Origin of the sequence: Oricola sp., assembly GCF_022763245.1 — a bacterium.
Taxonomy (GTDB): Bacteria; Pseudomonadota; Alphaproteobacteria; order Rhizobiales; family Rhizobiaceae; genus Oricola.
The window spans coordinates 21,811-41,734 of the sequence record NZ_JALEGV010000036.1 but is presented as its reverse complement, the minus strand read 5'-3'; the positions used below and the strand labels follow the sequence as shown (position 1 = coordinate 41,734).

At 62.6% G+C, this 19,924-nt stretch carries 20 protein-coding genes; 2 read left to right on the top strand and 18 right to left on the bottom strand.

Going from position 1 to position 19,924, the window contains the following annotated elements; genetic code table 11:
• Window positions 1-43 precede the first annotated feature (43 nt).
• The 6 genes from MRY80_RS16285 to MRY80_RS16260 all read right to left on the bottom strand — a co-directional run bounded on the left by MRY80_RS16285 (window position 44) and on the right by MRY80_RS16260 (window position 5,600).
• Window positions 44-1,360, bottom strand: a complete 1,317-nt coding sequence (locus MRY80_RS16285) for a TRAP transporter large permease (RefSeq protein ID WP_293292106.1) — start codon at window positions 1,358-1,360, stop codon at window positions 44-46.
• Window positions 1,357-1,890 (bottom strand): TRAP transporter small permease, encoded by a 534-nt coding sequence (locus tag MRY80_RS16280; RefSeq protein ID WP_293292105.1) that lies wholly within the window; start codon window positions 1,888-1,890, stop codon window positions 1,357-1,359. Before MRY80_RS16280 ends, MRY80_RS16285 begins: the two co-directional genes overlap by 4 nt.
• Window positions 1,891-1,957: 67 nt before the next feature.
• Complete coding sequence (dctP, locus tag MRY80_RS16275) at window positions 1,958-2,971, bottom strand: TRAP transporter substrate-binding protein DctP (RefSeq protein ID WP_293292104.1); 1,014 nt, start codon at window positions 2,969-2,971, stop codon at window positions 1,958-1,960.
• A 121-nt stretch (window positions 2,972-3,092) separates the two neighbouring features.
• Window positions 3,093-3,536 (bottom strand): Rieske 2Fe-2S domain-containing protein, encoded by a 444-nt coding sequence (locus MRY80_RS16270; RefSeq protein ID WP_293292103.1) that lies wholly within the window; start codon window positions 3,534-3,536, stop codon window positions 3,093-3,095.
• Complete coding sequence (locus tag MRY80_RS16265; protein ID WP_293292102.1) at window positions 3,508-4,614, bottom strand: amidohydrolase family protein; 1,107 nt, start codon at window positions 4,612-4,614, stop codon at window positions 3,508-3,510. Before MRY80_RS16265 ends, MRY80_RS16270 begins: the two co-directional genes overlap by 29 nt.
• Window positions 4,611-5,600 (bottom strand): amidohydrolase family protein, encoded by a 990-nt coding sequence (locus tag MRY80_RS16260; protein WP_346433406.1) that lies wholly within the window; start codon window positions 5,598-5,600, stop codon window positions 4,611-4,613. The genes MRY80_RS16265 and MRY80_RS16260 overlap by 4 nt, the downstream gene beginning before the upstream one ends.
• Window positions 5,601-5,885: 285 nt before the next feature.
• On the opposite strand from MRY80_RS16260, the gene MRY80_RS16255 reads away from it, so the two are divergent.
• The gene (locus MRY80_RS16255) at window positions 5,886-6,644 is read left to right on the top strand and encodes an IclR family transcriptional regulator (RefSeq protein ID WP_293292101.1); all 759 of its coding nucleotides are present in this window, start codon (window positions 5,886-5,888) and stop codon (window positions 6,642-6,644) included.
• A 314-nt stretch (window positions 6,645-6,958) separates the two neighbouring features.
• A complete protein-coding gene (locus MRY80_RS16250; RefSeq protein WP_293292100.1) occupies window positions 6,959-7,255 on the top strand; it encodes a hypothetical protein in 297 nt (98 codons plus the stop codon).
• An 80-nt stretch (window positions 7,256-7,335) separates the two neighbouring features.
• Here MRY80_RS16250 and MRY80_RS16245 read toward each other — a convergent pair whose 3' ends face one another.
• The 12 genes from MRY80_RS16245 to MRY80_RS16190 form a co-directional block, all read right to left on the bottom strand.
• Entirely contained in the window at window positions 7,336-8,199 is an 864-nt protein-coding gene (locus tag MRY80_RS16245; protein ID WP_293292099.1) for a TIM barrel protein, read from the bottom strand.
• A complete protein-coding gene (gene iolB, locus MRY80_RS16240; RefSeq protein WP_293292098.1) occupies window positions 8,145-8,951 on the bottom strand; it encodes a 5-deoxy-glucuronate isomerase in 807 nt (268 codons plus the stop codon). The genes MRY80_RS16245 and iolB overlap by 55 nt, the downstream gene beginning before the upstream one ends.
• Before the next feature lie 10 nt (window positions 8,952-8,961).
• Complete coding sequence (gene iolD / locus MRY80_RS16235; protein ID WP_293292097.1) at window positions 8,962-10,794, bottom strand: 3D-(3,5/4)-trihydroxycyclohexane-1,2-dione acylhydrolase (decyclizing); 1,833 nt, start codon at window positions 10,792-10,794, stop codon at window positions 8,962-8,964.
• Window positions 10,791-12,704: a 5-dehydro-2-deoxygluconokinase gene (gene iolC, locus MRY80_RS16230; RefSeq protein ID WP_293292096.1), complete on the bottom strand. Its 1,914-nt coding sequence runs from the start codon at window positions 12,702-12,704 to the stop codon at window positions 10,791-10,793. Before iolC ends, iolD begins: the two co-directional genes overlap by 4 nt.
• A gap of 10 nt (window positions 12,705-12,714) precedes the next feature.
• The gene (locus MRY80_RS16225; RefSeq protein ID WP_293292095.1) at window positions 12,715-13,644 is read right to left on the bottom strand and encodes a TIM barrel protein; all 930 of its coding nucleotides are present in this window, start codon (window positions 13,642-13,644) and stop codon (window positions 12,715-12,717) included.
• 1 nt (window position 13,645) lies between these two features.
• The gene (locus MRY80_RS16220) at window positions 13,646-13,930 is read right to left on the bottom strand and encodes a putative quinol monooxygenase (protein WP_293292094.1); all 285 of its coding nucleotides are present in this window, start codon (window positions 13,928-13,930) and stop codon (window positions 13,646-13,648) included.
• Window positions 13,931-13,936: 6 nt separating this feature from the next.
• Window positions 13,937-14,878: a sugar phosphate isomerase/epimerase gene (locus tag MRY80_RS16215; protein ID WP_293292093.1), complete on the bottom strand. Its 942-nt coding sequence runs from the start codon at window positions 14,876-14,878 to the stop codon at window positions 13,937-13,939.
• A 23-nt stretch (window positions 14,879-14,901) separates the two neighbouring features.
• Window positions 14,902-16,074: a Gfo/Idh/MocA family oxidoreductase gene (locus MRY80_RS16210; RefSeq protein ID WP_293292092.1), complete on the bottom strand. Its 1,173-nt coding sequence runs from the start codon at window positions 16,072-16,074 to the stop codon at window positions 14,902-14,904.
• Between the two features lie 29 nt (window positions 16,075-16,103).
• Complete coding sequence (locus MRY80_RS16205; protein WP_293292091.1) at window positions 16,104-17,126, bottom strand: Gfo/Idh/MocA family oxidoreductase; 1,023 nt, start codon at window positions 17,124-17,126, stop codon at window positions 16,104-16,106.
• On the bottom strand, window positions 17,123-18,028 hold the full coding sequence (locus tag MRY80_RS16200) for a sugar phosphate isomerase/epimerase (protein ID WP_293292090.1): 906 nt from the start codon (window positions 18,026-18,028) through the stop codon (window positions 17,123-17,125). The genes MRY80_RS16205 and MRY80_RS16200 overlap by 4 nt, the downstream gene beginning before the upstream one ends.
• 63 nt (window positions 18,029-18,091) lie before the next feature.
• Window positions 18,092-18,913 (bottom strand): ATP-binding cassette domain-containing protein, encoded by an 822-nt coding sequence (locus MRY80_RS16195; RefSeq protein WP_293292089.1) that lies wholly within the window; start codon window positions 18,911-18,913, stop codon window positions 18,092-18,094.
• Window positions 18,906-19,919 (bottom strand): ABC transporter permease, encoded by a 1,014-nt coding sequence (locus MRY80_RS16190; RefSeq protein WP_293292088.1) that lies wholly within the window; start codon window positions 19,917-19,919, stop codon window positions 18,906-18,908. Before MRY80_RS16190 ends, MRY80_RS16195 begins: the two co-directional genes overlap by 8 nt.
• Window positions 19,920-19,924 lie beyond the last annotated feature (5 nt).

Sequence of the window (19,924 nt, the reverse complement as noted above, 5' to 3'; positions counted from 1 at the left end):
CGGATGCGAGGAGGCGCGACTATCGCCGGACCGGGGGGCGTGATCACCGCATCATTTGCGGGAGCACCAGAACGATTTGCGGGAATGCAGCCATCAACGAGATGCCAAACAGGATCACCGCCACGAAAGGCCATGTGGACTTGTAGATGTCGATGATGCTGGTGCCCGGCACTGCCGCCTTGAAGACGAACATCGTCATCCCAAAGGGCGGTGTCATGCCGCCGGCGGTGATATTGATCAGGTAGAGCATCCAGAACCAAACCGGATCGAAACCCGTCGCATGGATGATCGGCGTGAAGATCGGCACCGAGATCAGCATGTATTCGGTTTGGCCGAGAAACATGCACGCGACCAACGAGATGCCCATAAGCAAGAGAAAGATCATCCACGGCGCGGCGTTCAGGCCTTCAACGATGCGCACCATGTCCTCCGGCGCGCCGGTAAACGCCAACAGCTGGCCGAACAGGTTGGCGCTCATGATGATGACAAGGATCGTGCCGGTGATCTTGGCCGCGTTGAAGAGCGACTCCCATAGCATCCGAAGTGTGAGGGTGCGCAGATAGGCGGCGACCAGGAAGGTCGCGAACACACCCGCCGCCGCCGCCTCGGTCGGACTGGCCACACCGAGCATTATGAGCCCGATCACCATGAACACCACGACTCCGAAAGGCAGGATGCGGGCAAAGCCTTTCAATCGCTCCGCCAGGGTGCGTGACGCGGTTTCGTCCAGTGGCGGCGCCATGGACGGTTTGAACAGCACCAGCAAATAGGTGTAGCCGAGGAAGAGTGCCGCCAGGAGCAGACCCGGCAGCAATCCCGCGATCAGCATCTCGGCGATGGATTCGTTCGCCAAGGTCGCCAGGATCACGACCAGCACGCTCGGCGGGATAATCGGAGCGATCGTTGCGCCGGCAAGGATCAAACCGGTGGAAACGCGCGGATCATAGCCGCGCTCGATCATGCCCGGATAGACCGAGCGTCCAAGCATCGCGGCATCAGCCATGGCGGAACCGGACATGGTGCCAAGCATCGTCGCCAGCATCGTGCACATCGCATAAAGACGGATCCGTGTGCGCCCGAGAATGAAGTCCAGCGCCTTGTAGAGTTCATCGATCGCGCGGCTTCGCGACAGCATCTCGCCCATCAGCAGAAACAGCGGCACCGCGATGAAGGGCTCGCTCGTCAAGGTCGCGACAAGGCTGTTGGAGAACATGCCAAAGGCGGACGTGCCGAGAATGGCGAGGATGCCGACCACATTGATCAGCAGGAAACAGACGAACACCGGAAGTCCGGCGAAAGTCAGAAACATCACCGTACCGAAAGCAAAGCCGATCGTTGCATACCAGGGCAGGTCGATCATTGCGCAGTCTCCCGGCCGTTCGTGATCAACAGATGCCGGTCACGGGCCACCAATCCGCACAAATGACGGATGAAATGGATCGTCGCACTCGTCAGCCCGTAGACCACGAGCGAGAGCAGCCACCATTTCGGGACGAAGAGTGTGTCGGTCGTCAGCGTGCCGCGCGTGAAAGCGCGCATCGTCTCCGACAGCGAGAAGAAAGCGGACAGGAAGCAGATCGCGGCGGAGATCGCCAGCACGGCCGCCGCCGACAGAAAGGCGTAGCGTGGCGTGAAATGTTCTTCGGCGATGCTGACCGCCACGTGATCGATGTTCATCGTCAGGCTGGGAAGCATCAGCATCACGGTCGCCAGCAGCAGATAGACGGCAACAGCGCTGCTCCAACTGGTCGGCGAGTGCAGGAAATGCCGGGTGACGATCTCGCCGCCATAGAGCACGACGATACCGCCGAGGCAGAGCGCGGAAATCACCGCGCCAAGTCTCGTCAGCCGGTCATGCTGACGGCCGAGCGCATGCAGGAAGGACAACATCAGGGGCCACTTTTGTTTGTCGTCGGAGAAAAACGCGGTCCGAATCACTTCGGACCGCGTCGGAGGATCAGTCTTCCCGTCCGGCGTAGACGAGACCATTATCCTTGATGAAGCTGATGATTTCTTTGGCTTCATCTCCGCCGTTTTTCTCGGCGCGTTCCCAGATACCTTCGTTGTAGTACTGGTTGATGTTGGACGCGGCCTCGGTGCCGAACTCGGTAATTTCCATACCGTTTTCCTTCATCATGTCCTCATCGCGCGTGGCGACCTCGGCGACGGCGCCGTAGCACTCGTTCTCGAAGCGCGTGCCCGCCTCAAGCATCTTGGCCTGGATTTCCAGCGAAAGGCCGTTCCACTTGTCGAGGTTCATCGCGACAAGGGTCGTGCCCTGCCCGAACATCGGACGTGCCATGTAGTCGGCAACCTCCCACATCTTCGACGAGGCCACGCCATGCGCCGGGAACGCCGTGCCGTCGATCAGCCCCTTTTGCAGCGAGGTGTAGACCTCCGTGATCGGAAGCTGGATCGGCGCGCCGCCAAGCTTGCGGATCGTGCCGTCATAGGCCGGGTTGGACCGGATCTTCAGGCCTTCGAGGCTGCCGGCCTCACCGATCTGGTTCCGCAGGAAGAACTGGAAGCCGGTCGAGGCGCCCAGCGCGAGAACCTTCAGGTTCCGCGTCTGGTAGGCCTCGTCGACCATGTCCCAGAGACCGGATTCGTGGCGCTTCTCCATGTTCGGCGTGACCGTATCCATCAGCTGGCCGATGACCGTGTTACCGGAGTGATAGGCAGGGTTGGTGTAGTGAAGGTCGAAAACGCCGCTTGCGACGGGCTCGAACTGCTCGAACGGCGGCACGACGGAGTTGTCGAACTTCTGCAGCTTGATCTCGCCGGCTGTCGTTTCCTCGATGATATTCATCAGGCACTGCGCGACGACCATGTTGCCTTCGCTGGTCGCTCCCCAGGGCAACAGGAACTTCAGCGTTTCCGCCTGTGAGGGAAGTGCCGTTCCGGCCGCGAGCGCTGCCGCCATCCATGCCACGGTAGCGCGGCGGATGATTTTCGAAATGCGTTGAGACATGTACTCCTCCATAAGCCTCTAGGTGAAGTCCGGCCGATCAGGGCGCGCGGACCATATTGGGTTGCGGATCCTTCCTCCCGTTTCTCCTGTCATCGAATCCGCTCTGGAATGACCGTGGCCGCTACATCTCGACGACGATGTAGCTGTCCTCCACCGAGACCGCGTAAGTCTCGGCGACGTAGGGTCCCTTGACGAGCGCTTCGCCCGGCTCGACCTTGATTCCGAACTGGCGCACATACATCGAGTCAGGGTCGCACCAGGATTGACCGGTGCGGATGTCGAACTCCCAGCCGTGCCAGGGACACTTGATGATCTCGCCGACGCGGCTGACCTCGACCTCACCCGGCACTTTGGACTGCGAGAGGTGCGTTATCCGCCCCTTGCACAATTCGGCGCTTTGATGCGGACAACGGTTGAGCAAGGCATAGTAGTCGCCGTCCAGATTGAAGATCCCGATCTGGCGGCCCTTGATCTCGCGCACGATAGGCTTGCCCGGCTCGACTTCGCCGACCCGGGCGACGACGTGTTTCTGCTTGTTACGCAAGGTTGAAGAACTCCTTGGCATTCTCCGACAGGATCTTGCGCTGCGTTTCCCTGGGCAGCGGATACTTGAAGGCGTAGCGCGGGTCGTCCATGTCCCAGTGCGGATAGTCGGTCGCGAACAGCAAGCGGTCGTCGCCGATCCAGTCGATGACGTCGCCGAGCTGGCTCGCCACCTCGGGCTCCTCGACCGGCTGGGTCGCGAGCCAGACGTTGGAGCGGATATATTCCGACGGCGGCCGCTTGATGTGCGGCGTCTCGCTGCGGTTGCGCGCCCACACCTTGTCGAGACGCCATCCAAGCGGCGGCGCCCAGGCGAAACCGCCCTCGACGGCGGCAAATCTGAGCTTCGGGAACTCCTCGAACACCCCTTCCATCACCATCGAGACGATCGCCGTCTGCATGGTGTGCGCGTAGGAGTGGTGTTCCTCGAGATAGAACGACATCCAACCGGCGCCCGACGGCGGATACTGGCCATAGCCGGAGGAATGGATGATCACCGGCATGTTGGCCCGCTCGGCCATTTCGTAGATCGGCCAGTAGCGACGCTTTCCGAGCGGTTCGGCCGAACGCGCATGCAGCGCGATCTGGACGAATTGCCGGTTGCCGGCGTGGCGCTCGATCTCGCGCACGGACGCCTCGGCATCTTCCTGAGGAACGACGATGGATCCTTTCAGCCGCGGTTCCGGATCGAGGAAATAGGCAATCTGCCAGTCGTTGACGGCCGAGCACATCACATTGGCAAGCGCCGGATTGAGCAGGTTGCCGCCGCCGCCCGGACCGAAGGGCTGGAGGACGCCGTATTTGATGTCGTAGTAGTCGAGAAGCTGCTCCTGCATCATCTTCAAGTCGGAGCCCGCCGGCCCTTCCTCGGGCTCGGAGTCGAGCCGCGCCACCTGGACGCGCGGAATGTGCATCATGCTCAGGAACGGCTGGGATCCACGCGCACCGTAGGTTTCCGCATGATCGCGCCATTCCCGCGGGAGGAACTGGTATAGATCAGCCCGCTTCTTCGGATAGGGATGGATGTCGCAATCGATGAGTTCGAGGTCGGCACCTGCCTTCGGTTTCACCCGAGCGACCTCTTCGGCAATGACACTCATTTCAGGTCTCCCAAGCGCGAATAGGTTGCGATCGCATTGTCGAAGAGCATTGGCCTGACGAATTCCTCCGTCATTCCCTCGGGAATTGCGGCGTCGCCGTCGAAGTGCCAATGCGGATAGTCGGAGGAAAACAGCAGCATGTCCGTCGAGCGGAATTGCTGGAGCACCTTTCCGATTGCGCCGGGCGGAGCATCGAAGGGTTGCGACGTCAGCCGGACGTGCTTGCGCACCAGTTCCGCCGGACTGACATCCACCCACGGCACCTCGTTGCGCACGCCGCGCCAGTCCTTGGAAAACCGCCACATGAACGGGGGCATCCACGTGACGCCGGATTCGATAAGCACGACCTTGAGGTCCGGATACTCCGCAAAGACACCTTCAGCGATCAGGTTGGCAACCTGGGCGGTGAATGCAGAGATGTGCGCGGCATAGTCCTCGATGAATGTCGAGTAGTAACCGGATTGCGAGGGCGGATTGCGGAACATCGAGCCCGCGTGCAATCCAATCGGCATTCCATGGCGCTGCGCCGCTTCGAACACCGGCTTGTTGACGGAGCGACCGATCGGGATCTCTGTCTGCACCGGAATGATGACCTGCACGAAGCGCCTGTCGGCGGCCATGCGGTCGATTTCCGCGGCCGCAGCTTCCGGGCGGCCCAGATTGACGACCATTGACGCACGAAGGCGCGGATCGGCATCCAGCCACTCCTTCTGGATCCAGTCATTGTGCGCACGGCACAACGCCTCGCCGAGGAACGGATCGTGCATCATCGCGCCGCCGAAGAGCGGTGTGAGAATGGCCGCCTTCAGGCCCCACCGATCGAGAATGTCCGCCTGGATCTTCTCGAGGGTCGCGCCGGCCTGCCCCTCCACGCCCCAGTCCGGACGCCGGGTCAGCGGCGCGTGCGGCGGATAGGAGGTCAATTCCCGCATGACCACGCCGCGATGGCTGGCGATGTCGGCCCAGTGCGTATCGAAATAGGGCATCAGGTCTTCGGTGTAAGGCGCGCGCGGATGCACATCACAGTCGATAGCGCCGGCCAAAACGCCCCGATCATTCCGTGCGGAATTGTTCACAGTCTGCAGCACGCATCCCCTCCCTTGACGAACGACAATTGTTGACTATATAGAAACAAAAGCCGCGCCTGGATTTCTTTGAGGCGCACTCATACCAGCTTTTTCTCGCTTTCCCAGCCTTAAAATGAAGATCTTGGTTGCATTTTTTGCAATTGTTGACTATATAGAAACAAATTTACGCAAGGGCCGTTTTCCATGAGAGCCGTCAAGAACGCCATTCGTATCGTTCAAATGTTCGAGGACCGCCCGGAGTGGGGTGTGACCGAACTCGCCGAGGCGACAGGCATGGACAAGGCGATGACCCATCGCATCCTGAAGACGCTGATGCATGAACAATGGGTGGAGCAGAACCTTTCCACCCGGCGCTACAGTATGGGGGCGGCCTTGCTGGCGATCGCATCAGGGCCTCAAACCCGGTTGGAACTGCTGCGCGTTGCCGAGCCGGTTCTCGAAGGACTGTGCGAGCGCCTGAACGAAACCGTGGTCCTTTCGGGACGGCATGGGCTGTCGAACACGGTCGAATATGTCCGCGAGAGCATGCGAGAAGTCCGCGTGGTCTCCGAGGTCGGCCGACGCATCCCCCTGTATTGTGGCGCGGCCGGCAAGGCGCTTCTTGCCTTCGACCATCCGTCAGTGACTGAGGAGGTGATCGCGGGCGGCTTGAAGGCCTACACGCCGAAGACGATCGTCGATCCCGACGCGTTGCGCGGGGAACTTAAAGTCGCGCGGGACCGAGGCTGGAGCTTCGAGGAAGAAGAATACTCGTCAGGCGCAAGCGGCGTCGGCGCGCCAGTCTGGAACAGTTCTGGCTGCATCACGGCGTCGATAGCCCTGAGGGCGCCGACCATGCGCATGTCCGCCGAAGAGGCTGCCGCCATGGCTCCCCATATCATGAGAGCGGCCGCCGAGATCTCCCGCCGGCTCGGGTACAAGGCGACGTCCGCTCTCAAGTGACCGGCGATGACAAAGGGGGGCGTTTGCCTCCGCCGAGCACGCCGTTCGCGCAAGCTACGACTGCAGATCGTTCCGACATTCCGGGACGAGGACAGCATCACGCGGCGCCATGGAAAACACTCAGGTCGTCCTACAGAATCCCGCCGCTCACATTCCTCAAAGCTATGGCTCGCCCCACGGAAATACGTTGCGCTCGAACGACGTGGCACGAATCATTGATGCGGGTGCCTCCCCGACCGTCGAGCCGCAGACACAGTGTCCAAAGGAGACCAGCTTTGAAGATCAAATCGTCACTTGTCGCATCGGCATTTGGATTGACCGCCGCAGGATTCGCATTCGGCGGGAGCGCTTCGGCACGGGATCTCGGAGACTGGGAACTCAAGGTCCCCACTGAATCGACGGCAGCCGCCGGTTTCGTGGACACCGGGAGCGGTGAACACGGAGCCGCCGAGTTCGGTTGCGAGGGTTTCTCGGAATGGGTGTCGGCCTTCTACAAGAAATACGCCATTCCCGCCTCGAGCTTCGCCCGCTGCGCTCTTCTCGCGATCAGCCTGCCTGCGGAGGGCGACATCAACGAGATTCTGTTCCGGCCTGCGGCGCAGGAGCTCTGATGCAGCAATCCAAAGGATCAGGAGAAAAGTGCAGGCAGTTTGATTCGTAGTTGGGAGTGATTTTTCTCGCACGCCATTCGCTACGAGCGTGTCTGTGTTTCGAGATAGAGGAAGGAACGTCGAATTTCTTGTTCCAGAATCGGGGAAGCCTGCACCGACGGCTCCGTGCATTCAAACGAGAACGCGCCGTCATAGCCTGCGGCGAGAAACGCTTCGATTTGTTTGATATTGCGGCAGCGGTCGTTCGCATCCACCAATATCCGATGGGCATCCTGCGTCTCGTCCAGCGGGACATCCGGATCGGAAATGCCGGATATGTGGACGATGCCCGCATAGGGAGCAAAAATCTCCGTCTCGCCCGCGATGACATGCTGGAACGTGTCGTGGACCAGCTTGAATTTCTCCGGTCCGCCAACGTCCTCGATCGCCCCGACCAGTTCCGCCTTGTGCTTGAGTGATGACTTGTCGAAGCCGATCGGCTCGATCAGGGCGACGACATCCGTGCCGTCGAGCATCGGCAGAATCTCTCGCATCACGTCGCGCAGTACCTTTTGACGAAGGCCGTCCTCCGTCCCCTGCCCGTCAACCCGCGGGATGAGGCTGATTGTTTCGGCGCCGGCTGCATGGGCGGTTTCGATCAGGCTTCTCACCTCGGACGCGCGTTCGCCGTTCCAGTCGTTGAACGGATAGACCTCGCTCAGGCCCAGCAGCCGCAAGCCGCGATCGCGCGCCATTTTGCCCGCCTGCCCTAGCGCGATGCCGTCGAAGATCGGGCGACCGAGATCGTTGCGCGCTTCGACGCCGACGCAGTTGAGCGACTGCGCGAGTTCGAGGAAATCCAGCCAAGGCAGATGCCGCGCCGTTTTCTGGTTCAGGGCCCGGCGGAGCATCACGCGTCGCGCTTCATGATCCACTCGACCTCGGGCGCCGGCACGAAGCGCCACTTGCGCAGCGGCCCGGCCATGACATTTAGGTAGTACATGCCGAACCCGTAGGGCGCGCCGCAGGGGTGATGGCCTTTCGGCACGAGGACGACGTCGCCGTCAGAGACCGCCATGGTTTCATTCAGCTGCAGGTCGTCCGTGTAGACGCGCTGGATGCCGAAGCCCTCCGCAGGATCGAGCCGGTGGTAGTAGGTTTCTTCCAGATACGTAATTCGAGGGTAGTCGTCCTCGTCGTGGCGGTGGCTCGGAAACGACGACCAATGGCCCGCGGGCGTGAAGACCTCGGTCACCAGCAGCGAGTCGCAATAGTCCTCGTTTTCCATGGCGATGTTGTTGATGTAGCGCGTGTTGGTTCCCTTGCCGCGCTCGGTGAGCGTGATGCCGTCCGGTCCGATGCGGCGCGCCTCATGGCCGCCCCTGCCGGGGGCCGAGCAGACTGCGATTACGCAATCGGTGGTGGCCGTGGCCTTCCATTCCTCGCCATTCGGCACGTAGAGGCAATGCGGCGGCGTCTTCTCGAAGACGTTCATCCGCTCGCCCAGCTCGCCCCAGTCCTTGCCGGCCGCAGCGAAGCGCGCCTTGCCCTCGACCATCACCAGGATCACCTCGCGGTCGCCGGTCGCCTCGCCGGCCGTCTCGCCTTCGCGCAGCCGATAAAGCGAGAAGCCGACATAGCGCCATCCCGCCGATTGAGGCGTGATTTCGTGAACCTTGCCATGAGTGCCGAACGGTTTGCGGAGCAGGTCGGGCATCTCTTTCTCCTTAGTCGAATGTGCGTTGTTTCGCGGCGTTGTCGGCATAGCGCTCGCGAGCCTTTTCCAGCCGCTCCGGCCCACCGGCCTGCGGCACGGCGACGTCCCACCAGTGGCCGCCGGCGCCGGTTCCAGGCACCGCGTCCGTGTCGATGACGATCACGCTCGGGATATCGCGGTCGCGCGCTGCGACGATCTTCGCCTCTAGGTCTGCAATGTCGGACGCCTTTTCGGCATGCGCGCCCATGGAACCGGCATGCGCGACGAAGTCGATTTCCGGCTGCACCTCTACCTGCGAGTCCTTGTACATATTATTGAACTCGGCTCCGCCGCACTCGATCTGCAGCCGGTTGATGCAGCCATAGCCGCGATTGTCGGTCAGCACGATCGTGAAAGGCACACGGCGCATGACAGCCGTCGCGAGCTCGGAATTGGCCATCATGTAGGAGCCATCGCCGACGAAGCAGATCACTTCCTTTTCGGGTGCCGCGAGCTTGATGCCCATGGCGCCGGCGACTTCGTAGCCCATGCAGGAGTAGCCATATTCCATGTGGTAGCCGCCCTGTGCCGCCTGCCAAAGCACCTGCAGCGCGCCAGGCATGGTACCGGCGGCGCACATCGCCACGGTCGCCTCGGTGGAAACACGCTGCACCGCGCCGATCACCTGGGCATCGGTCGGGAGGAGATTGGTGTCGCGCGGTGCAGCGGTAACGGTGCGGACGGACTCGTGCCAGCCGGTTCGCGCCGACGGGTCGTGCCAACCGAAGCGGGCGTCGCCGAGGCCTTGCGAGATCTTTTCAAGCGTCACCTTGGCGTCGCCGACGACGGGAAGCGCGTTGTGCTTGGTCGCGTCATAGCCAGCGAGGTTGATGGAGACGAGCTTGCGATCCTCCGCGCCGAATACCGTCCACGATCCCGTGGTGAAGTCCTGGAAACGTGTGCCGACGCCGATGATCAAATCGGCGGTCGCGCACAACTCGTTAGCGCAGGCCGAACCGGTCACGCCAGGCGAGCCGAAATTATACTCGTCCTCGGAGGACAATCCGCCCTTGCCCGCCTGTGTCTCGACGAAGGGAATGCGGTGCCGTGCGGCAAAGGCCGCCAGCGTCTCCTCGGCGCCGGAATAGAGCACGCCGCCGCCGGAAACGATCAAAGGTCGCTTGGCCGCTTTTATGGCCGCCACGACGTCGACCACCTCGCGCGGATCGGGCTCCGGGCGGCGGATACGCCAGACCTTAGGCTCGAAGAACGCTTCCAGATAGTCGAAGGCTTCTGCCTGCACGTCCTGGCAGAAGGCAAGGCAGACCGGTCCGCAATTGGCCGGATCAGTCATGACCGAGAGCGCGCGCGGCAGGCAGGTCAGCAGGTGTTCCGGCCTAGTGATCCGGTCGAAATAGCGCACAACCGGGCGGAATGCGTCGTTGGCCGAAACCGTCCCGTCGTCGAAATCCTCGATCTGCTGCAGCACCGGATCCGGCCGGCGATTGGCGAAGACATCGCCGCAGATCATCAGGAGCGGCAGTCGGTTCACAAGGGCGAGCGCGGCGGCGGTGACCAGATTGGTCGAGCCGGGGCCAATCGACGAGGTCACGGCATGGGCGCGCTTCCTCTTCTTCGTCTTGGCATAGGCGATCGCGGCATGCGCCATGGTCTGCTCGTTCTGGCCGCGCCAGGTCGGTAAGGCGTCGCGGTACTTGTGCAGCGCCTCGCCCATGCCGGCCACGTTACCGTGGCCGAAAATCGCCCAGACGCCCTCGATGAAGCGCTCATTGTCTTCGGTCAGCTGCACGCTCAGCCATTTCACCATGGCCTGCGCGGCGGTCAGTCGGATTGTCTTCGTCATGATGCTTTCTCCCGCGCCTTCTCACGCGCCGTGTCCCAGATCCCGCAAAGTCGGGTGAACCGATCGACCATCTGGCCGACCGCATCCGTGTCGGTCATCTCGCCCTTCATCCAGCCCCGCGCCGCATCGCCGAAGATCGTCCGGCCGACGGCGAAACCCTTCACAAGGTCAAAGCGCGCGGCGATCTCGAAGCTCGCGGCCAGTTCCGCTTCCGGCGCGTCGAGGCCGAGGACGACGATGCCGCGCGTGTGCGGATCGTTGCGCTCGATAGCCTCGACCGACTGCCGCCACGCGCCGTCCGTCTTCATCGGCTCAAGCTTCCACCAGTCGGGGCAGACGCCGATATCGTAGAAACGCTGGATAATCCGCGCCGTGGTATCGTCCTCGACGGGTGCCACTTTCGAAGGGATCACCTCCAGCAGGAATTCCAGCCGGTTGCGCCGAGACGCGGTGAAGAGCCGCCGGACGGTTTCCTCCTGTGCCGCCCACGTCTCGGCGTCATCGCCCGGGTGGCAGAAACAGAGAACCTTGACGACGTCCTCGCGGGTCCATTCGGCAAGCTTGCCGCAGTCCGGCCCGAGCTCGGGCTCCAGTTCCAGCGGCCGTGAACCCGGCCATTCGGTCGGTCGGCCGATCCATAGCCCGGTGCCAGACGCCCGGTGCAGGGCGCTGCGCCCGATCCGGTTGTCGCAGAGGATGCCATAACCGCCGCGGCCGTCCTGCACCTTGAGCGCTGCGTCGAGGCAGAGCTCCTTGAAGCGGCCGCCCTTGTCCAGAGAGTATCCTTCCATCTCCTCCAGTTGCAGCCGGTGGTCGAAGGCGAAGACGCGGACCGTCGACCAGTCGCCGTGCCGATTGGTCGCCCAGTGCACCTGCTCCAATTCCGCGTCATGGCGCAGGTCGGGACGGACGATGCCGCGTTTGAAGAAAAACTGCAGTTCCTCCCAGCTCGGATAGGCCGGCGCGCAGCCGTGCCGGCTGACCGCGAAGGCCCCGCAGGCATTGGCGTATTTCAGTGCGACCGGCCAGGCCTCGCCGTCGAGCCACCCCTTCAGGAGACCGGACATGAAGCCGTCGCCGGCGCCGAGCACGTTGAATACCTCGATCGGAAAGCCCGGTCCCGCCTCGCCTTCGTCAAGACTGCCGGGGATTTCGGCGGTGAAGGCCACCGCTCCCATGGGGCCGCGCTTGCAGACCAACGTCGCGTCGGAGACCTTGCGTACGGCACGTAGCGCTTCAAGCGTGTCGGTGGAGCCGCCGGCGATGTGGAACTCTTCCTCGGTACCGACGATCAGGTCGAAAAGGTGCAGCGTCGATTGCAGCTTGGCGGTCACCTTGTCCGACGCGACGAAACGGCTCTCGCCCTCGCCGTGTCCGGCGACGCCCCAGAGGTTCGGCCGGTAGTCGATGTCGAGCGCGGTCTGGAGGCCGCTTTCTCGCGCGATCTTCAGCGCCTTCAGGACAGCGGCTTCGGTGCGAGTGTGGCTGAGATGCGTGCCGGTCGCGACGACGGACCTCGCGGATGTGATGTAATCCGGATCGATGTCGTGCTCGTCCATCGCCATATCGGCGCAGTTCTCGCGGTAGAAAATCAGCGGAAACTGGTCCTCGTCGCGGATGCCGAGGATGACAAGCGCGGTCAGACGCTCGGGGTCGGTCCGCACGCCGTCGACATCGACGCCGTGGCGTTGCAGTTCCTCACGGATGAAGCGGCCCATATGCTCGTCGCCGACCCGGGTGATGAGCCCGGACTTCAGGCCGAGCCGCGCCGTGCCGCATGCCATGTTTGTCGGCGATCCGCCGATATACTTGTCGAAGGACCCCATGTCCTCCAGCCGTCCGCCGATCTGCGTGCCGTAAAGGTCGACGGATGAACGGCCGATGGTGATGACGTCGAGTTTCTTGTTCATGGGTCTGCCCTCAGAAACCTGTTTCGCGCAGGAAAGTCCGGCTCGCCGCCAGATCGTCGAGAATGCCCTGCGCATTGCGGGGATCGCGTTCCTGCTCGATGGTGATGTAGCCGCCGTAATCCGACTCGGTCAGCAGCGCGCGGATGGCTGCATAGTCGATGCTGCCACGCCCGATCGGGCACATGACGCCCTTGGCGCAGGCGTCGAAGAAGCGGATCTCCTCGCCCATGACCTGATCGAAGACGCCCGGGTCGATATCCTTAAAATGGATGTAGTCCAGGCGGTCCCGATAACGGCGCAGCGTGGCGACGGCGTCCATGCCTGCATAGGCGAGATGGCCGGTATCGAGGCAAAGCCCCGCGGTTTCGGGCGAAATATCGTCCGTCAGCTGGGCGATTTCATCTTCGAACTCGATATAGCCGCCTGCATGCGAATGAATGGTGGCGCGCACGCCGTGTTTCTCGCGGGCGAGATCCGCGATCGCATGGATATTTCCGATCATGCCGGCCCATGCAGCATCGTCGAGACGGGGCGCTCGGTCCGCATGGCCTGCTGCGAAGTCCCGTTCGTCATGGCCGAAATCCATGACGGTCAGATACGGTGCTTCGAAGCGCTGGCCCACATGGCTCCTCGGCTTCGGCAGCGCGGTGATGAGCGCGCAAATCTCGTCCGTCTGGCGCAGCAGGTTTTCTCGGTTTTCCGGCGAAACCAGGTCGTCGAAGATCGTTCCCGCAACGATGGAAAGCCCGCGCTTCGCCAAAGCTTTCCCGACCACATCGGGATCGAGCGGCATGTAACCGTATGGCCCGAGCTCCAGCCCGCCGAACCCCGCCTCGGCGGCTTCATCCAGAACGTGCTCCCATGCCGGCAGATGCGGATTGGACACGTCGTCCACTCCCCAGCAGCAGGGCGCGCAGCTTATGGTGACGGGGTTCGACATCTCAGCTGGCCGGATTGATCGTTTCGAAGGTCAGTGACCGGTGGAACTGCTCGTGAAAGGCGATGAACCTCTTGGTGTGCGCCTGATTCATGTGGAAGGCATGCGCCGCCTCGTCCTCCCAGGACTCGACGAAGACGAGCTTGTCGGCGTCGTCGGTGCAGGTGAAGAAATCATAGGCCAGGCAGCCTGGCTCGGCACGCGTGGCAGCTTGCGCCTCGGGAGCGCGCGCGAGGATCTTCTCGCGCGCCCCCGGCTCAAGTTCGATCGTGATGATGAACTTGTACATCTTGCGTCACCGAATGATCGTCGCCTGGAGCGCATCGATGGACGACTGGATGCCGGCCTCGGTGGACATGGTGAAGTCTTCCATTTCCAGCGACACCCAGCCGTTGTAGCCCATCATGCCGACTACGGAGAAAAACTCCTTCCAGTACTGGAGGTCGTGCCCGGCGCCGACGGCGACATAGTTCCAGGACCGGTTGGCGACGTCGGTTACCTCTTTCAGTTCGAGCAGGCCGTTGACATCGGCTAAGCCCTTCTCAATGCGCGTATCCTTGCCGTGGACGTGGTGGATGGCGTCGCCGAGGGCGCGAGCCACGGCGATGGGCTCGGCGCCCTTCCAGAACAGGTGCGACGGGTCGAGATTCATGCCCACAGACGGGCCGACCTCGTTGCGCAGCCGGAACAGCGTTTCCGGGTTCCAGACCAGCATGGCGGAGAAGTTTTCCAGCGCGTATTTCTCAACGCCGACTTCCTTTGCCAACTTCACCAGGTCGTGCCAGAGCGGGAAGGCCCTGTCCTCCCACTGGTAGCGGTCGCGCTCGGGCATTTCGTCGGGCCAGGACTTGGTGTAGACGAGCCAGTTCGGCACCATGTCGCCGGGCGCCGCCTCGGGCAGGCCGGACATGGTGACGATATTCTTGACGCCGATCTCGCCCGCCAGGCGGATCGTCTCCTTCATCTCCTTGCGATGACGCTTGCCCATGTCGCCGGGATCGAGCGGGTTCGCCGAGCAGTTCAGCGCGGCGATCTCAAGCCCGCGGGCCTCGATCTCCTTGAGCTTCGTCTTCAACAGGCCCTTGTCGGCCAGCAGTTCGTCGGCCCGGAAATGCGGGGCCGGCGACCAGCCGCCGCCAGTCATTTCAATACCTTCAACGCCGAGCTTGACACATTTGTCGAGCATGTCGGTGAAGGAAAGATCACCCATCACGTCAGTGCAGATGGACAGCTTCATGGCTCAGAACCTTTCTTTGAGCGCTATTTGAAATCGACCCAGGCCGCGCCCCCGTCGGCGGAGCGCACGCAGTTCTCAAGCCACCGCACACCTTCGGTGCCGGCCTCGATACCCGGGTAATGATGGGTGTTCAGGAAGTCCTCGTCGCCACGCATCTTCGCGTCGATCGCTTCGGCGATCCAAAGGTAGATGTTCGACCAGCTGTCGCCGAGCCCTTCAGTGTGCAGGCCGCCCATACGGTCGATGGCGAGGCTTTCCTCCTCGAGATAGGGCATGCCGTGATGCATGATCCGGTTCGGCTCGCCCTGGACCTCGTAGATCAGCTGGTCAGGTCGGGAATCCGACCACTCGACCGAAGCCTTGGATCCGACGAACCGATAGCGCTGGCTGCCCATGTTGCCGGCGTCTACCGACGACACCCACAGCCGGCCGCGCGCACCGTTGTCGTAATGCATCAGGACGGTGGCATGGTCCTCCAGCGGCGCACGGGTCGGAATGAAGGCCTTACGGTCGCAGAGCAGCCGCTCGACCTTCATGTGCGGGAGCACGACTTCCGACAAGTAATAGAGATGCGTGCCGATGTCGCCGAGGACGAAGGTGGGGCCGGATTTCGACGGGTCAGTGCGCCACTTCTGCGCTTCGGAAGCATTCGTGTCGTCGCCGGCATTGAAACCGTGTGTGTATTGCAGATCGACGATGCGGATCTCGCCGAGCATCCCCTTCTTCACCATGGCCGCCATCTGATGAACAATTGGGTGGCCCGTGAAACCGTAGGTCACGCCGACGATCAGGCCTTTCCTTGCCGCCAGTTCGGCGATTTCGTCGCACTCGGAGGTGGTGAAGAACAGCGGCTTTTCGCAGATCACGTGGAAGCCGGCTTCGAGCAACGCCTTTGTAATCGCGTAGTGAGTGAAATTCGGTGTTGCGACCGACACCACGTCGACCCGATCCTCGCGGCCGGTCTCTCCGACAACGAGGTCCTGATAGGTGGCATAGCAGCGGTCCGCGGATACACCGAGATTGACGCCGAAGTCGCGCCCGCGCTCAGCATCGAGGTCGAAGGCGCCCGCGACCAGTTGGTATGTTCCGTCGCGAAGTGCGCCGGTGCGGTGCTTGTAGCCAACCTGTCCGGTTCGCCCGCCGCCGACCATTCCCCAGCGCAGGGGGCGCGAAATGCTTCTTTCTCCGTTGATCATCTCTCGAGTCTCTTGATTGCCGGCCTGCGTCAGGCGGCCAGGCGGGGTTGTTGGGAATAGAGATCGGGCTTTTCACGCATGCCGACGACTTCGAGATTGCCGCTGGAAACCGCCCGCAAGGCGGCGTCGGCGACCAGCGTTGCGGCATAACCGTCCCAGGTGCTCGGCCCCGTCGCGGTTCCCTGCCCGGCCGCCGCGATCCACTCGCGGAACTCCTGGTCGTAGGCTTCGATGAAGCGCTCGCGCCAGTCCGCCGGGATCGCCTGCCGGATGCCGTGCATGTCGGAGATGACGGTCGCCGGCCGGTTCGGCAATGCGGCCACGCCGGTCTCGCAACTCACCTCGCCGCGTATGTCGTAGCCATAGGCGATGTTGACCGAGATCTCGACGTCGACAACCGCTCCGCCCGCCATGTGCAAAAGGACGATGTGCGGATCGCGCAGTTCTCCGCCCTGCCGGGACCGGCGCGGCAACCGGACCTCGACGCCAGTGATCTCGTCGGACAGCAGCCAGCGCGAAATATCCGCGTCATGCACCAGCGTGTCGTTCAGCGGCATGTCCGATGTGTAGAGACCTTCGGGAACCGACGCGTTGCGATGCACCGAGTGATACATCAGCGGCGCGCCCAGCGTGCCCCCGTCGATCACCGCCTTGAGACGTCGGTAGTCAGCATCGAAACGGCGCATGAAACCGACCTGGACGAGACGGTGGCCGAAGGCGACCTCGGCCTCCATGACGCGCAACGCGGCCGCCTCGGAGGTGACCAGCGGCTTCTCGCAGAAGACCGGCTTGCCGGCGGCGATGCAGTCCAGCAGCTGCTCTTCATGCGCGGGGCCCCAGGAGCAGATGACCACGGCCTCCACCGTGTCGGAACGGACCAGCGCCTGTGGCGTATCGAACACCTTCGCGCCTTCCGGAGCCGCAGCGGCTGCCCGGTCACGGTCGATATCCGTCACGGCCACCACGCGGGCACCCGACAGAACCTGCGTCAGACGGCGGATGTGATCCTGACCGATCATCCCCGTCCCGATAACACCGACGGCAAGGGTCATTTCGCCCCCCAATACTTGTCGATGTAACGCTGCATCTCGGCGCGCATGAAGGTGCCCGATTGGTCGGCCTTCTCCTCCCACGCGAAGACGCAGGCGGTCATGATGCCATCGAAACCTATCTCGTGGAGCGTGCGGTAGAAATCGTCCCACGGCACTTCGCCCTGGCCGATATTCAGGTGCTGGTGGACGCGCGCCGTGCTGCCGGGCGGGTTAACGATGTAACGCAGGCCCGAGCTGCCCTTGTGGTTGAACGTGTCGGCGATGTGCACATGCGCCAGCACGTCGGCGCATTCTTTCAGCATCGCGACCGTATCGTCGCCGAAATAGAAGGTATGCGGCGTACAGTAGAGGAACTTCACCCGCTTGCTGTTGACCGTGCGGATCAGGTCGACCGACGGCTGCAGTGTCTCGACCCAGTCCTCGGGATGCGGCTCGATATGCAGGTTGATGCCTTCCTTCTCGAAGATCGGCACCAGTTCCTCCATCGAACGCCACCAGGCATCCTCGCAGGCCTCGATCATCGAGCCTGTGTGGCAGCAATAGCAGGTGCCCTTGTCGGGATGCGGGCCGCGGCCGAATTCGGAGTTCATCGTGTCGACGCCCATCTCGACGGCGATCTCGATGGCGCGTTTCCAGTGACGCACCGCCGCCTTGCGCTCTTCCTCGTCGTTCGAGGCCCAGCGATACATGGGTAAAAGCGTGGCGATGCCGACATTGGCGTCCGACAGCGCCTTCTTGAAGCTCTTGATGCGGTCGGGGAAGACGCGAGGCGCCTTGAACCATTCCAGGAAATCGCCGCGCGGGCTGAGTTCGATCCAGTCATAGCCAAGCTCCGCCACCTTGGAAGGCAACTGCTCGAGCGACAGGTGACGGTGCATAAACGGGTCAAGCGCGATCTTCATGATGTCAGCTCTTGGGTTGGAATTTGGGGTTCGTCGCGCCGCAATCGGACGCGGCGGCATTGTTCAGTTCGCTTGCGGGACGTGACCCTCATGCGTTTCCATGTAGCCTTCGATCTGCGCCTCGAGATCAGCCATGGTCTCGCCGCCCGCCATCAGGTCGGTGATCTCTTCGCGGGTCTTCTCGCCCTTGCGGAAATCGGCCGCCACGGCGCCGCGAATGAGAACGGCGAAGTGATCGCCGACGGTCATCGCGTGCATGACCTGGTGGGTGATGAAGATCACCGCGAGCCCGCGTTTCTTGGCTTCGTTGACGATGCGCAGCACATGGGCCGCCTGTTTCACGCCGAGCGCGGCGGTGGGCTCGTCAAGAATGAGGACGCGCGCGCCGAAATGCACCGCACGGGCGATCGCGAGCGACTGGCGTTCGCCGCCCGACAGGCCGCCGACCAGGCGGTCTCCGTCTTCGATCCGGGTGATCCCGAATTCGCGCACCGCCTTGACCGCAGTCTCATTGGCGGTCTTGCGATCGAAGACCTTGAACGGTCCCCACCCCTTGGTGGGTTCAGCGCCGACGAAGAAGTTGCGGCCGATCGACATCAGAGGATAGGTGCCGCCGAACTGGTGCACGGTGGCGATACCCCTGCCCTGCGCGTCGCGTGGGCTTTCGAAGACGACGGGTTCGCCGTCCATCAGGATCTCGCCACGGGTCGGCTTGTGCACGCCGGACAGCGTTTTGATCAGGGTCGACTTTCCCGCGCCATTGTCACCGAGCAGGCACAGCACTTCGCCAGGATGAACCCGCAGTGAAATCTCGTGCAGCACGTCGATCGGGCCGAAGCTCTTGTCGACGGAGCGCATCTCCAGAACAGGCGTCTTGTCAGACATTGGCTTGTCCTCCCTTTTTGATTTTGCGTGGTCCGAGGCTGAGGGCGAACTCGCGGAAGGTGCCGTTCATGGCCACCGCGATCAGCAGCGTCACCCCGATAATCAGGTTCGCCCAGTTGCGGTCGATGTCGGTGAAATAGATGCCCTGATTGACGATGGCGAAGGTCAGGGTTCCGATGAAGATTCCGATCACCGACCCGTAACCGCCGGTCAGCAGGACGCCGCCGACGACGACGCAGACAACCGAGTTGAAGATGTAGTTCATGCCGCCCGAAACCTGGGCCGAGTTGAAGAGGATCGCGCCGCACATGCCGACAAAGGCGGCACTGGTGGCGGACAGCACGAACAGGCCGATCGTCATCCGGTCCACCGGGATGCCTGCGTTGCGCGCGCTCTCGCGGTCGCCGCCCATGGCGAACAGCCAATTGCCGTATTTCGTCCTGTGCACGACGAAGCCCAGCACGGCTGCAAACAACAGCCACCAAACGATCGCGACCTGATGGCTGTTGCCGATCAGGCGGCCGAACAAGAACTTGGCCCATTCCGGCGCGGCGAGCGGCACGCTGGCTGCGCCCGTCAGCAGCTTGGCGCCGGCCAGCACGACGCCCTGCATCGCGACGAGGGTGCCGAGTGTGATGATGAGAGACGGCACCGTGGTGCGCACAGTCAGGATGCCGTTCACCAGCCCGACCAGAACACCGAGCCCGAGCGCGCCGAGCATGCCCACGACGATCGGCAGTTCGTAATATCCGGAGAGGATGGCGACCGTCATCGAGCCGGCCGGGATCATCGCGCCGATGGAAATGTCGAGCTGACCCGAAATCATAAGGAGACCGACCGGGATCGCGACGATGCCGAGATTGGCGGCAAAGTTCACCCAGCTGGCGGCCCCGAAAAGCTTGCCGAGATCGACGCCGCCGAAAATCGCGTAGAAGGCGATGATGCCGATCAGGCTGATGACGGCTGCGGCTTCAGGCCTGCGAATAGCGGATCCAAGTGCGCTCATGGCTC